The organism is Saccharopolyspora sp. 7B, assembly GCF_020177435.1.
GTDB classification, from domain to species: Bacteria; Actinomycetota; Actinomycetes; order Mycobacteriales; family Pseudonocardiaceae; genus Saccharopolyspora_C; species Saccharopolyspora_C gregorii.
This window is the reverse complement of record NZ_JAIUKC010000132.1, coordinates 20,425-32,761: the sequence shown is the minus strand read 5'-3', so window position 1 is coordinate 32,761 and position 12,337 is coordinate 20,425. Positions and strand designations below refer to the sequence as shown.

The window sequence follows — 12,337 nt, the reverse complement described above, 5'->3', positions numbered from 1 at the left end:
CGTGTTCTGCTGACGACCCAGCTCCGCCCCCACAGCAGCGGCCACCTCCGGATCCACCACCGCAAGCCGGTCGTTGAACAGGTCCGGTGTCGACATGAGCAATTGCCTCCTGGTGTTCGATCTGGGCTGCGCCGGACGGGTCCGGCCCGGTCCGGTCAAGGTTTCGAGAGCCCGTTGCGGGCGTGTGTCAGGCCTTGCGGCGGTAGAACGGCAGTTCCACGACTTCGGCGTCGATGGACTTGCCGCGGATGTCGACCTGCACCGCGGTACCGGGCGCGCTGTGCGCGCGGTCCACGTAGGCCATCGCGATCGGGTGACCGAGCGTCGGGGACGGGGCGCCGCTGGTGATCTCGCCGATCTCGGCGCCGTCGGCGAGCACCGGGTAGCCGTGCCGGGGCGCGCGGCGCGCGTCGGTGCGCAGCCCCACCAGGGTGCGCTCCGTCGGAGCCGCCGCGACCTGCGCCAGCGCGGCCTTGCCGATGAAGTCACCGGGCTTGTCCAGCTTCACCACGCGCCCCAGGTTCGCGTGGAACGGGGTGAGCGAGGCGGACAGCTCGTTGCCGTACAGCGGCATGCCCGCCTCCAGCCGCAGCGTGTCGCGGCAGGACAGCCCCGCCGGGACCAGTCCGCGCTCGGCGCCGGAGTCGGTCAGCGCGCGCCACACCGCGGGCGCGTCCGCGGGGGAGGTGAACAGCTCGAAGCCGTCCTCGCCGGTGTAGCCCGTGCGCGCCAGCAGCACCTGCTTCCCGGCGACCTCGCTGGGATACCCGGCGTAGTACTTCACGGTGGACAGGTCGGTGCCGGTCAGCGGCGCCAAGATCGACACCGACTCCGGTCCCTGCACGGCGATCAGCGCGTACTCGTCGGAGACGTCGCGGTGCGCGGCGTCGAACCCGGCGATGCGCTCGGCGAGCTCGGCGGAGACCACGGCCGCGTTGGCCGCGTTGGCGACCACCAGGAACCGCTGCTCGTCCAGCCGGTAGACGATGAGGTCGTCGAGCACGCCGCCCTCGGTGTTGCACAGCATGGTGTAGCGGGCGCGACCCACCGTGATCGCGGACGCGTTCGCGACGAGCGCGTGGTCCAGCGCCGCGGCCGCCTCCGGGCCGCTGATCTCGATCTCGCCCATGTGCGAGAGGTCGAACAACCCGGCCGCGGTCCGCACCGCCTGGTGCTCGGCGGTGTCCCCCGAGTAGCGGACCGGCATCCGCCAGCCCGCGAAGTCGGTGAAGTGCGCGCCGAGGGACTCGTGGACCTCGTGCAGCGGTGTCCGTCGCGGAGCGGGGGGCGACGACGTCATGGTGCGGAACTCCTCCTGGTGGGCACCGATCACGTCCGAGGGGGACCGGTTGCGGCCACTTCCAGCAGAAACCATATCCGGGGTCCTCCGACGGCGATGGGCGCGGGCGTGCGCTGCCGGTCTCCCCGGAGTCATTGGCCTGAGAGTTTCACCGCGCACGAGGGCGGCTTGCACCGTGGGCGAGGGACACGGGTCCCTGCTTTTCTCCGTGATCGCCTGCTGTCGCGCGGTAGCGGGGCCTGAGAGTTTGGTGGGGAGGATTGCTCCTTCGGCGCTGCACCCAGGAATCGCATCCTGCACGGACCAGGGGCTCCTGGCGGGGCGCAGACTCTCCCGCACGACGTCGTCGGCGTTGTAGTCCGGTGTTGTGTTGTGCTCCGGAACGCTACGGAGATCACACAGCGCAGTCAACCGAACGTGAGCGTGATCCCGTCGCCGCGCGCGGAGTTCAGCGCTGCGGGAACAGCCGGGCGTGCTGGGCGCGGAGGCCGTCGACCAGCGCCCGCAGCGCCAGTTCGAAGCTGTCGTCGTCGATCTCGGCGGCGTGCTCGCGCAGCAGGTGGGCGCCGTGCAGGTGCGGGAACCGCTCGTCGTAGACCTCGGCGTCGTCGACGAACCCGCCCGCGAACGAGCCCATCGCCGCACCGAGCACCAGGAACTTGGTGGAGGCGCCGATCATCGTGGCGTACCGCTGCGGCCAGCCCGCGCTGGTCAGCCCGCCGTGCACGGCGTCGGCGCGGCGCAGCGAGGTCTCCCGGCGGGCCGGTCCGGACGCCATGAACGGCACCAGGTTGGGGTGGGCGGCGAGCGCGGCCCGGTAGGAGCGGGCCCAGCGGGTGAGGCCGGTGGGCCAGTCGATGTCGAACCCGCTGGTGTCGACGGTGCCCATCACGCCGTCGGCGACGTCGTGCAGCAGCGCTTCCTTGGTGGCCACGTGGTTGTAGAGCGAGGCGGCGCGGACGCCGAGGGAGTCGGCGAGCCTGCGCATGGACAGCGCTTCGAGGCCTTGGCCGTCGATGATCGCCAGCGCGTGTTCGCGGATGCGTTCGCGGGTGAGCTGGGGGCTCTTGGGTCTGCCCATGCCGCGCTCCTGCCTGCCGCCCGCTGCCGGTCGGCGCCCCCTCGGTGGGCGCCGTGCCCGTCCGCGTCCGCTGCGGATCGTGTCGATCAGTGTCCGGTGCGCGGCTCTTGCCGCGGTGCGCGGGGTGGTCCTAGAGTCCAAAACTAACGACGTTAGTCGTCAGGTGTCCAACGGCGGACGACCGTGCCGCCCGCACCGGCGACATCCTCACGGAGGTGGACGATGGTCAACGACGACGAGTCCCCGGAGCGGGTCGAGCCGCACACCACGCTGTCGCTCGCCTCGGTCCTCGCCGAGCCGGCGCGGCTGCGCCCGGCGCACCCCGCGGTCGTCGAGGGCGAGCAGCGGGTGACCTACGGCGAGCTGTGGGAGCAGGTCCGGGCGCACGCGGCCGCGCTGCGCGCTCGCGGGATCGAGCCGGGCGACCGGGTCGCGATCGTGGCGCCCAACGTGATCGATTTCGTGCGCGCCTACTACGCGGTGCTCACCGCGGGCGCGGTCGTGGTGCCGGTTCCGCTGCTGCTGGTCCCGGACGAGGCGGCGTACCTGCTGCGCAACTCCGGCGCGAAGCTCGTCGTCGGGCACACGAGCCAGCTGGCGCTCGCCGCCGAATCGGCGCGCCGCGCCGGCATCCCGCTGGTCTCGATCGGCCCGTCGGTGCCCGGCCCGGAGACCCCGGACTCGTTGAGCGAGGCGGCGGCCGCGGCCGAACCGGTCCGCTCCTTCGCCACCCGCGCGCCCGACGACCCCGCGGTGATCTTCTACACCAGCGGCACCACCGGCCGGCCGAAGGGCGCGGTGCTCACCCACCTGAACCTGGTGCTCAACGCGACGGTGAACGCCTTCGACGCCAACGACACCCGCCGCGAGGACCTGATCCTCGGCTGCCTGCCGCTGTTCCACGTCTTCGGGCAGACCGTCTCGCTGAACACCACGTTCCGGGCGGGCGCGACGCTGGTGCTGCAACCCAAGTTCGACCCGGCCGAGGCGCTGCGGCTCATCCGGGACCACCGCATCACCCAGCTCAACGGCGTGCCCACCATGTACATCCGGATGCTGGAGGCCGCCGGGGACGACGACGACCTGTCCTCGCTGCGGATGTGCGTGTCCGGTGGCGCGGCGCTGCCGGTGGCGGTGCTGGAGCGGTTCCAGCGGCGCTTCGGCGCCCCGATCCACGAGGGCTACGGGCTGTCCGAGACCTCGCCGACGGCCACCGTGAACCAGCCCGCGTTCGGGCCGCGCGCAGGCACCGTCGGGCACGCGCTGTGGGGCATCGACGTCGAGATCGCCGAACCGTCCGTGGAGGACCGGATCGAACTGCTGCCCGCCGGGGAGACCGGCGAGGTCGTGGTCCGCGGCCACAACGTGTTCGCCGGGTACCTGGACGACCCGGAGGCCACCTCGGCGGCGCTCGTCGACGGCTGGTTCCGCACCGGTGACATGGGCGTCAAGGACGCCGAGGGCTACCTGTCCATCGTGGACCGCAAGAAGGACCTGATCATCCGCAACGGCTACAACATCTACCCGCGCGAGGTGGAGGAGCTGCTGATCCGGCACCCCGCCGTCGCGCAGTGCGCGGTGATCGGCCTGCCCGACCCGGGGCGCGGCGAGGAGGTGTGCGCGGTCGTGGTGCCCGAACGCGGTGAGGACCCGGACGAGGCGCTGGGCAAGGCCATCATCGCCTGGGCCGCGGAGCAGACCGCGCACCACAAGTACCCGCGCCGCGTCGTGTTCGTCGACGAGCTGCCGCTGGGTCCCAGCCACAAGGTGCTCAAGCGGGAACTGCGCAGCCGCATCGCCGAATCCTCCTGAGCCCCGACCTCGCCACACCGACCTCGCCGAAAGGACCCGCCACCGATGGTCGACTTCTCCCTGTCCGAGACCGAACGCGACATCCGCGACTGGGTGCGCACGTTCGTGCAGCGCGAGCTGATGCCGCTGGAGCCGGAGGTGCTGCGCCGCGAGCGCGACCACGAACGCGGCCTCACCCGCGAGGAGCTGGCCGAACTGCGCAAGAAGGCGCGCGACGCCGGGTTCTGGGGCGTGCAGACGCCCGAGGAGTACGGCGGCATGAACCTCTCCGCCGTGCTCACCGCGCTGATCGAGATCGAGCTGGGCCGCACCTTCGTGCCGTTCAGCTTCGGCGGCTACGCGGACAACATCCTCTACCACGCCAACGAGGAGCAGAAGCAGCGCTACCTGGTGCCCACCATCGAGGGCGAGCGCAAGTCCTGCTTCGCCATCACCGAGCCGGGGGCGGGTTCGGACGCCAAGAACCTCCGCACCACGGCCCGCAAGGACGGCGCGGAGTGGGTGATCGACGGGGAGAAGACGTTCATCACCGGCGGCATCGATGCCGACTTCACCATGGTCTTCGCCGTCACCGACAAGGAGAAGGGCGCCGACGGCGGCGTCACCTGCTTCCTCGCCGACCGGGACGCCGGCTGGAAGTCGGAGCCCATCGAGATCATGGGCGAGTGGGACCGCCAGCCCGCAGCGCTGGTCTTCGAGGGCGTCCGGGTGCCGGAGGAGAACGTGCTCGGCGAGGTCGGCGGCGGTTTCAAGCTGGCCATGCAGTGGATCGGCCGCGGCCGCTACCTGTTGCCCGCCCGCGCCCTCGGCGGCTGCGAGCGGATGATGGAGATGTCGATGGACTACGCCCGCAACCGGCAGACGTTCGGGGCGCCCATCGCCGACCGGCAGGCCATCCAGTGGATGATCGCGGACTCGGCGGTGGAGATCGAGGCGCTGCGCTGGCTGGTGCTGCAGGCCGCGTGGCAGGTCGACCAGGGCGCCGACTCCCGGCACGCGCAGTCCATCGCGAAGCTCTACGGCGGCACCAGGGCGAACGAGATCGTGGACCGGATGCTGCAGATCCACGGCGGCATGGGTTACACCCGCGAGCTGCCCATCGAGCGCTGGTACCGGGACATCCGGCTGCTGCGCATCTTCGAGGGCACCGACGAGATCCAGCGCCGCACCATCGCCCGCAACCTGCTCAAGGGGCACGCCCAGGTCGGCGGGGTGCTCGGCTGATCCGGCGACGCGGCGGATCGGCCCGGTCACACCCTCGATCGGATGTCCGATTCGCCGGTAACCTGGGTGCAGCGTGATCGACCGGCCCGACTGGGAGCTGCTATGTCGTTGTTCAAGAAGGTGACCGACTTCGCCAAGAGCCCGCAGGGCAAGAAGGCGATCGACCAGGCCAAGCGGTACGCGAGCGACCCGAAGAACAAGGCCAAGATCGAGCAGGTGAAGAACCGCTTCCTCGGCGGTGGCAAGAGCAAGTGACGCACCCCCACGACGGCCCCCGGCGCACCCGGGGGCCGTCGTCGTGCGGGGACCCGGTGCTCGGATCGTGCCGCGCCGGTGGCGGACCCGGCCGGTGAACCGTGATCAACGGGCTGTGCCGGGGCCGGATCGGCAGTAGGGTTCTCGCGGGCTGATTCCGGGAGCAGGGGCGGTGCGATGGGCCGGGCTTACGTGGTGGGCACGTTCGACACGAAGGCCGCGGAGCTGCGCTACGTCGCCGGGCTCGTCGCCGACGCGGGCGTGGAAGTGATCACCGTCGACGTGGGCACGTCCGGCGCGGAGTCCGCCGATGCCCCCGACGTGTCCGCCGCCGAGGTGGCCGCCGCGCACCCGCGCGGGGCCGCGGCGGTGTTCACCGGTGATCGCGGCACGGCCGTGGTGGCGATGGCGCTGGCGTTCGAGCGGTGGCTCGGCGCGCGACGCGGTGTGGGCGGGGTGCTGGGCCTGGGCGGTTCCGGCGGTACCGCGCTGATCACCCCGGCGCTGCGGGCGCTGCCGGTGGGGGTGCCGAAGCTGGTGGTCTCGACGGTGGCCTCCGGTGACATCTCGTCCTACGTGGACGCGTCGGACATCGCGATGTTCCCGGCGGTCACCGACGTCGCCGGGCTCAACCGGATCTCCCGCCAGGTGCTCGGCAACGCCGCGCACGCGCTGGCCGGGGCCGTGCGCAACACCGTGCCGGCCGTGGAGCAGCTGCCCGCGGTGGCGCTGACGATGTTCGGGGTGACCACGCCCTGCGTCACCGAGGCCGCGAACCGGCTCGCCACCGACCACGACCCGCTGGTGTTCCACGCGACCGGCACCGGCGGCCGCGCCATGGAGAAGCTCGTCGCCGACGGGCTCGTCGAAGCGGTCCTGGACATCACCACCACCGAGGTGTGCGACCTGGTCGCCGGGGGAGTGATGAGCGCGGGCGAGACCCGGCTGGACGCGATCGCGCGCAGCGGCGTGCCCTACGTCGGCTCCTGCGGCGCGCTCGACATGGTCAACTTCGGGGCGCCGGACACCGTGCCGGAGCGGTACCGGAACCGGTTGTTCTACGAGCACAACCCGCAGGTCACGCTGATGCGCACCACGGCGGACGAATGCCGCGAGATCGCCCGGTTCCTGGCCGCGAAGCTCAACGCCTGCACCGGTCCGGTGCGGTTCCTGCTGCCCGAGGGCGGCGTCTCGCTGCTGGACGTCCCGGGGCAGCCCTTCCACGACCCGGCCGCCGACCGGGCCCTGTTCGAGACCCTGGAGGCGGAGGTGCACCAGACCGAGCAGCGGCGCCTGGTGCGCGTCCCGCACGACATCAACGACGACCGCTTCGTCGAAGCGCTGCTCGGCGCCTTCGACGAGGTCCGCGCGCGAGGAGGACGGGCATGACGCGGTTCGACCGGGAGACCCTGGTGCGCCGATTCCGGGGCATGGCCGATCGGGGCGAACCGATCATCGGCGGCGGCGCGGGCACCGGGCTGTCCGCCAAGTGCGAGGAATCCGGCGGCATCGACCTGATCGTGCTGTACAACTCGGGCCGCTACCGGATGGCGGGGCGCGGTTCGCTCGCCGGGCTGCTGGCCTACGGCAACGCCAACGAGATCGTGGTGGAGATGGCGAGCGAGGTGCTGCCGGTGGTGCACCGCACCCCGGTGCTCGCCGGGGTCAACGGCACCGACCCGTTCCTGCTCACCGGGCCGTTCCTGGCGCGGCTGCGGGAACTCGGCTTCGCCGGGGTGCAGAACTTCCCGACCGTCGGGCTCATCGACGGCACCTTCCGGGAGAACCTGGAGGAGACCGGGATGAGCTACCGGCTGGAGGTCGACCTGGTCGCCGCGGCCCGGGAAGCGGACCTGCTCACCACGCCGTACGTGTTCTCCGCCGAGGACGCCCGCGCCATGACGGCCGCCGGAGCCGACATCGTGGTGTGCCACCTCGGCCTCACCACCGGCGGATCGATCGGCGCGGAGACCGCGAAGGACCTCGACGACTGCGTGGCGCTGATCGACGAGTGGTCCGCGGCCGCCGCCGACGTGCGGGAGGACGTGCTGGTGCTGTGCCACGGCGGTCCCATCGCCACCCCGGCCGACGCGGCCTACGTGCTGGGCCGCACCAAGCGTTGCCACGGCTTCTACGGGGCCAGCAGCATGGAACGACTCCCGGTCGAGCAGGCGCTGACCGAACGCACCAGGGAGTTCAAGAACCTCAAGCGCTGACGGCGCACGACGACGAGGAGGACGTGATGGCGCGGTCCTACGCGAGCAGGGTGGTCCCGGCGGCGGCCGACGAGGTGTGGGCGCTGGTGCGGGACTTCGGCGGGCTGCCCCGCTGGCACCCCGGCATCGGTTCCAGCGAGGTGGAGAGCGGCGCGTCCCCGGCGGAGCTCGGCGCCGTGCGCAGGCTCGTCGTCGGGGACGGCGGAGTGGTGCGGGAACGGCTCGTGGGCCTCGACGACGCCGCCCGCTCCTGCACCTACGAGATCACCGAGGGCCCGTTCCCGGTGCGCTCGTACCGCAGCACCATCCGGGTGCTGCCGATCACGGCGACCGGCGAGTCGTTCGTGGAGTGGTACGCCGACTACGACGCCGAGGCGGCGCACGAGGCGCAGCTGGACGAGATCTTCGGCGGTGGGGTCTTCGGCGCGGGCCTCAAGGCGCTCGCCGACCACTACGCCGGCTGACCGCCCGGCGCCGGACCGCGGCGCTCCCGCTGCGCACGGACGGGGGTCGCGCAAGCTGCCATTCGGTGGACGACCGGTGTGGGCTAGCCGACAGCTCTCGGCGGCGGCCCGTTAGAGTTCAGCCGTGCCAAGCGAGGAGACAACCCCCGAACGAGCGACGGCCCCCGAGATTTCCGGGACGCAGAGTAACGGCAGGGTGGTGGTCACCGGCGGCTCCGGCTTCGTCGGCCGCGCCGTCGTCCGCGCGCTGACCGGACGCGGCACCCCGGTCACGATCGTCGACGTTCAGGAACCCGCGGAACCCGGCGAGCTCATCACCCACGTGGCGGGCGACCTCGCCGACCCCGCGGTCCGGGACGCCGCCGTCACCGAGGGCACCACCGCGATCGTGCACCTCGCCGCGATCACCTCGGTGCTGCGCTCCGTGGACCAGCCCGCCGAGACCTACCGGGCCAACGTCGAGGTCACCCAGGAACTGCTGGAACTCGCGCGGCGGCGCGGCGTCGGCCGGTTCGTGCTCGCCTCCACCAACGCCGTCGTCGGCGACATCGGGCACGGCACCATCTCCGAGGACCTCCCGCTGCGCCCGCTCACGCCGTACGGGGCGACGAAGGCCGCCTGCGAGATGCTGCTGTCCGGTTACGCGGGCTCCTACGGCATCGCCACCACCGCGCTGCGGTTCACCAACATCTACGGGCCCGGCATGGGGCGCAAGGACAGCTTCATCCCCCGGCTGATGCGCGCCGCGCTGGCCGGCGAGGGCGTCGAGGTCTACGGCGACGGTGCGCAGAGCCGCGACTTCGTGCACGTCGACGACGTGGTGCAGGGCATCCTCGCCGCCTGCGACAAGGAGTACGGCGGCACCGCCATCATCGGCTCGGGGCGCTCCATCTCGGTGCTGGAGCTGATCGACGCGGTGCGCGCCGCCACCGGAGCACCGCTGCCCGTGACGCACGTGCCCGCCAAGAACGGCGAGATGCCCGCGGTGATCGTGGACGTCGCCAAGGCGGGCCGCGAGCTCGGCTACGCGCCTTCGGTGGACCTGACCGACGGGCTGCGGACCGTGTGGGACGACTTCCGCGCGGCCACCGGGGCGCCGTGACCGCGGCGCCGGCGCGGCTCCTCCGCGCGCACTGGCTGCTCGCGCTGCTGCTGATCGGCGGCGTGGTGCTGCGCGTGCTCGCGCAGCTGGCCTACCGCCCGGCGCTGCTCTACATCGACTCGTTCCGCTACCTCGACGACCTCGGGGTGTTCTACCCCGGCGGCATCAACCCCGTCGGCTACGAGGTCCTGCTGCTCGGGCCGCTGCTGCTGGTGGGGAACCTGGCGCTGGTGGCGGCGGTGCAGCACCTGCTGGGGCTGGCGCTCGGCGTGGCGATCTACGTGCTGCTGCTGCGGTTCGGCGCCCGGCGCTGGATCGCCGCGCTCGCCACCGCGCCGGTGCTGCTGGACGCCTACCAGGTGCAGATCGAGCACAACATCATGTCGGACCTGCTGTTCCAGGTCCTGCTGCTGGCCGTGATCTTCGTGCTCGCCTGGCGCGGCGTGCCCGGTCCGCGCACCGCCGCGGTCGCCGGACTGGTGCTGGCCGCTTCGGTGCTGGTGCGGCTGGTGGGCCTGACGCTGGTCGTCCCGGCCGTGGCGTTCGTGCTGCTGGCCGCCGGGCTGCGGCCGCGGGACGGCTGGCGGCCGCGGCTGCGCGCCGCCGGAGCCCTCGCCGGGGTCTTCGCCGGAGTGCTGTTCGGCTACGCGATGTACCACCTGGCGTGGACCGGGAGCCCCGCGCTGGGCGGCTCCACCGGCAGCGTCGTCTTCGGGCGCACCGCCGCCGTCGCCGACTGCGACGCGCTCGGGCTCACCCCGGATGAAGCGGTGGTGTGCCCGAACGAGCCGGTGTCGGCGCGGGCCGCGAACGGCATCGACTTCTACATCCACTTCTGGCACGTGCCCGCCAACACGCGCACCCTGCCGGACGACTTCGACCTCAACGCCGCGCAGAGCGGGATGGCGCGCAAGGTGTTGCTGCACCAGCCGTTCGACGTGCTCGGCGGCTTCGTGCACGACTTCCTCAAGGGCTTCGCGCCCACCCGCACCCAGTCCCCGGGCGACGTGCCGCTGCACCGCTGGCAGTTCAAGACCGAGTACCCGATGTACGCCGACCCCTGGTACGTCACCGAGTGGGCCGAGCTGCACGGCGACGGCACGCTGCGCGCCGATCCCGGGATCGCCGGGTTCCTGCGCGCCTACCAGCTCGGCGGTGGCTACACCCCGGGCATCGTGCTCGGCGGCTGCCTGCTGCTGTCCGCGGCGGCCGTGCTCGGGGCGGGCCGCGCCCGCCGCAGCGGGCTGCGCGCCGTGGTGCTGCTGCCCGCGGGGCTGGCCGCGACGGTGCTGGCCACCGCCGCGGCGATGGAGTTCTCGTGGCGCTACCAGCTGCCCGGCCTCGTCCTGCTGCCGCTGGCGGCCGGGCTCGCCCTCACCGCGATCACCGGCCCGACCCGCTCGTCCGACTCGACGAACACCTGAAGGAGATCACCATGTCCACGACCTTCCCCGACGAGGTCGACCGGGCCGCCCTCGACGGCTTCGCCGAGCACTACGGCGACCGCCGGTTCGCCTCGGTGGTCGTGCTCATCGCCGCCTACGACGAGCAGGACGCGCTCGGCGCCGTGCTCGACGGGATGCCCGCCGAGAGCTGCGGGCTGGACGTGGACACCCTCGTCGTCGTGGACGGCGCCACCGACGACACCGCCGAGGTGGCGCTGCGCCACGGCGCGCTGACCTGCGTGGCCCCCCGCAACCGCGGGCAGGGCGCGGCGCTGCGGCTGGGCTACCGGCTCGCCGCCGAACGCGGCGCCCGCTACCTGGTCACCACCGACGCCGACGGCCAGTACGACATCGCCGAGCTGCCCGTGCTGCTGCAGCCGCTGATCGACGACGAGGCCGACTTCGTCACCGGCTCCCGCACCCTCGGCCGCACCGAGAGCACCGACCTGGTGCGCCGCGCCGGCACCCACGTGTTCGCCTGGCTGGTCAGCGCCCTGACCCGGCAGAAGATCACCGACACCTCGTTCGGCTTCCGGGCCATGAAGATCGAGGTGCCGAACTCGGTGCGCCTGGAACAGCGGCAGTACCAGTCCTCGGAGCTGCTGGTCGGCGTCCTCGCCCGCGGCTACCGGGTGCTGGAGAAGCCGATGACGATGCTGGTCCGCGCCGCCGGGCAGAGCAAGAAGGGCGGCAACCTGCTCTACGGCTACAGCTACGCCAAGGTCGTGCTGGGTACCTGGCTGCGCGAGCGCCGCTCCGCTCCGCTGCCGCAGGACTGCCCGGCCGCCGAGCGGATCAACGAGCCCGCGGCGGCCGTTCCCGAGCGGTGAAGATGAACCGGTCGATGATCAGGAACTTCACCACGAACATCACCAGGTAGGTCCCGAGGAACGCGCCCCACACGATCGCCACCTGCGGGAGGCGGTCGTGCGGGAACGCGTGCACCGCGAGCCGTTCCGCGCCGCTGGTGGCCAGCGCCGCCAGCAGCGCGGTGCCGATCGACAGCGCCGCGTAGCGCAGGATCTCCCCGCGCAGCGCCGCGCGGCCCCCACCGCCCCAGGTGCGGCGGTTGAGCACGAAGTTCGGCACCGCCCCCGCCAGCCACGCCAGCACCGTGGCGACCACCGGCTGCGCCCAAGCCGCGTAGGAGCCGACGAACACGAGCTGGCTGAGGCCGGTGGCGACCACCGAAGCCGCGGCGAACCTGCTGATCAGCCGCCAGTAGTGGCCGCGCCGCGAAGCTGCGCTGTCGGTGGCCTGCTGCACTGCCGCGTCCTTCCCGCCGTGCCTCCGCGTCCGGGCGCGGGGCGTCGCGCCGCACGATACCGGTGCGCGCCGCGTGCCCTTCCTCTCCGCCCGGCTGTGCGTTCGGCTCTTCGTTCCGGGGCGGAAGGATGAGAGCATTCCCGATGTTGTCGGGGCGGGCTCGTGCATCGCG

General features: G+C 72.4%; 12 protein-coding genes and 2 riboswitches. Of the genes, 9 read left to right on the top strand and 3 right to left on the bottom strand.

Features of this window, described 5'->3' with window-relative positions; genetic code table 11:
• Window positions 1-187: 187 nt before the first annotated feature.
• The gene (gcvT, locus tag LCD33_RS20545) at window positions 188-1,300 is read right to left on the bottom strand and encodes a glycine cleavage system aminomethyltransferase GcvT (RefSeq protein ID WP_224959974.1); all 1,113 of its coding nucleotides are present in this window, start codon (window positions 1,298-1,300) and stop codon (window positions 188-190) included.
• A gap of 118 nt (window positions 1,301-1,418) precedes the next feature.
• A riboswitch (glycine riboswitch) is annotated at window positions 1,419-1,517 on the bottom strand.
• Window positions 1,518-1,646: riboswitch (glycine riboswitch) on the bottom strand.
• A gap of 102 nt (window positions 1,647-1,748) precedes the next feature.
• On the bottom strand, window positions 1,749-2,381 hold the full coding sequence (locus LCD33_RS20540; RefSeq protein WP_224959973.1) for a TetR/AcrR family transcriptional regulator: 633 nt from the start codon (window positions 2,379-2,381) through the stop codon (window positions 1,749-1,751).
• Between the two features lie 222 nt (window positions 2,382-2,603).
• Between LCD33_RS20540 and LCD33_RS20535 the strand changes: the two genes are divergently transcribed.
• From LCD33_RS20535 to LCD33_RS29455, 9 genes are all read left to right on the top strand, one after another.
• Complete coding sequence (locus LCD33_RS20535) at window positions 2,604-4,193, top strand: long-chain fatty acid--CoA ligase (RefSeq protein ID WP_224959971.1); 1,590 nt, start codon at window positions 2,604-2,606, stop codon at window positions 4,191-4,193.
• Window positions 4,194-4,238: 45 nt separating this feature from the next.
• Window positions 4,239-5,417, top strand: coding sequence for an acyl-CoA dehydrogenase family protein (locus tag LCD33_RS20530; protein ID WP_224978160.1), 1,179 nt, complete (start codon window positions 4,239-4,241; stop codon window positions 5,415-5,417).
• A 102-nt stretch (window positions 5,418-5,519) separates the two neighbouring features.
• A complete protein-coding gene (locus LCD33_RS20525; protein WP_224959969.1) occupies window positions 5,520-5,672 on the top strand; it encodes a hypothetical protein in 153 nt (50 codons plus the stop codon).
• Window positions 5,673-5,849: 177 nt separating this feature from the next.
• Window positions 5,850-7,061: a Tm-1-like ATP-binding domain-containing protein gene (locus LCD33_RS20520; RefSeq protein ID WP_224959968.1), complete on the top strand. Its 1,212-nt coding sequence runs from the start codon at window positions 5,850-5,852 to the stop codon at window positions 7,059-7,061.
• On the top strand, window positions 7,058-7,888 hold the full coding sequence (locus LCD33_RS20515; protein WP_224959967.1) for a phosphoenolpyruvate hydrolase family protein: 831 nt from the start codon (window positions 7,058-7,060) through the stop codon (window positions 7,886-7,888). The genes LCD33_RS20520 and LCD33_RS20515 overlap by 4 nt, the downstream gene beginning before the upstream one ends.
• Window positions 7,889-7,914: 26 nt before the next feature.
• The gene (locus tag LCD33_RS20510; RefSeq protein WP_224959966.1) at window positions 7,915-8,352 is read left to right on the top strand and encodes an SRPBCC family protein; all 438 of its coding nucleotides are present in this window, start codon (window positions 7,915-7,917) and stop codon (window positions 8,350-8,352) included.
• Between the two features lie 196 nt (window positions 8,353-8,548).
• Complete coding sequence (locus LCD33_RS20505; RefSeq protein ID WP_224959965.1) at window positions 8,549-9,454, top strand: NAD-dependent epimerase/dehydratase family protein; 906 nt, start codon at window positions 8,549-8,551, stop codon at window positions 9,452-9,454.
• Window positions 9,451-10,878, top strand: a complete 1,428-nt coding sequence (locus LCD33_RS29460) for a hypothetical protein (RefSeq protein WP_308011310.1) — start codon at window positions 9,451-9,453, stop codon at window positions 10,876-10,878. The genes LCD33_RS20505 and LCD33_RS29460 overlap by 4 nt, the downstream gene beginning before the upstream one ends.
• Before the next feature lie 11 nt (window positions 10,879-10,889).
• Window positions 10,890-11,729, top strand: coding sequence for a glycosyltransferase family 2 protein (locus LCD33_RS29455; protein WP_308011309.1), 840 nt, complete (start codon window positions 10,890-10,892; stop codon window positions 11,727-11,729).
• Here LCD33_RS29455 and LCD33_RS20495 read toward each other — a convergent pair.
• A complete protein-coding gene (locus LCD33_RS20495) occupies window positions 11,695-12,165 on the bottom strand; it encodes a GtrA family protein (protein WP_224959964.1) in 471 nt (156 codons plus the stop codon). The two genes, LCD33_RS29455 and LCD33_RS20495, sit on opposite strands and share 35 nt — an antisense overlap.
• Window positions 12,166-12,337: the final 172 nt, after the last annotated feature.

Coding starts and splice junctions, on each gene's coding strand:
- LCD33_RS20530 (WP_224978160.1), top strand. CDS start 4,239: ATGGTCGACTTCTCCCTGTCCGAGACCGAACGCGACATCCGCGACTGG.
- LCD33_RS20515 (WP_224959967.1), top strand. CDS start 7,058: ATGACGCGGTTCGACCGGGAGACCCTGGTGCGCCGATTCCGGGGCATG.
- LCD33_RS20540 (WP_224959973.1), bottom strand. CDS start 2,381: ATGGGCAGACCCAAGAGCCCCCAGCTCACCCGCGAACGCATCCGCGAA.
- LCD33_RS20510 (WP_224959966.1), top strand. CDS start 7,915: ATGGCGCGGTCCTACGCGAGCAGGGTGGTCCCGGCGGCGGCCGACGAG.
- LCD33_RS20520 (WP_224959968.1), top strand. CDS start 5,850: ATGGGCCGGGCTTACGTGGTGGGCACGTTCGACACGAAGGCCGCGGAG.
- LCD33_RS20525 (WP_224959969.1), top strand. CDS start 5,520: ATGTCGTTGTTCAAGAAGGTGACCGACTTCGCCAAGAGCCCGCAGGGC.
- gcvT (WP_224959974.1), bottom strand. CDS start 1,300: ATGACGTCGTCGCCCCCCGCTCCGCGACGGACACCGCTGCACGAGGTC.
- LCD33_RS20535 (WP_224959971.1), top strand. CDS start 2,604: ATGGTCAACGACGACGAGTCCCCGGAGCGGGTCGAGCCGCACACCACG.
- LCD33_RS29455 (WP_308011309.1), top strand. CDS start 10,890: ATGTCCACGACCTTCCCCGACGAGGTCGACCGGGCCGCCCTCGACGGC.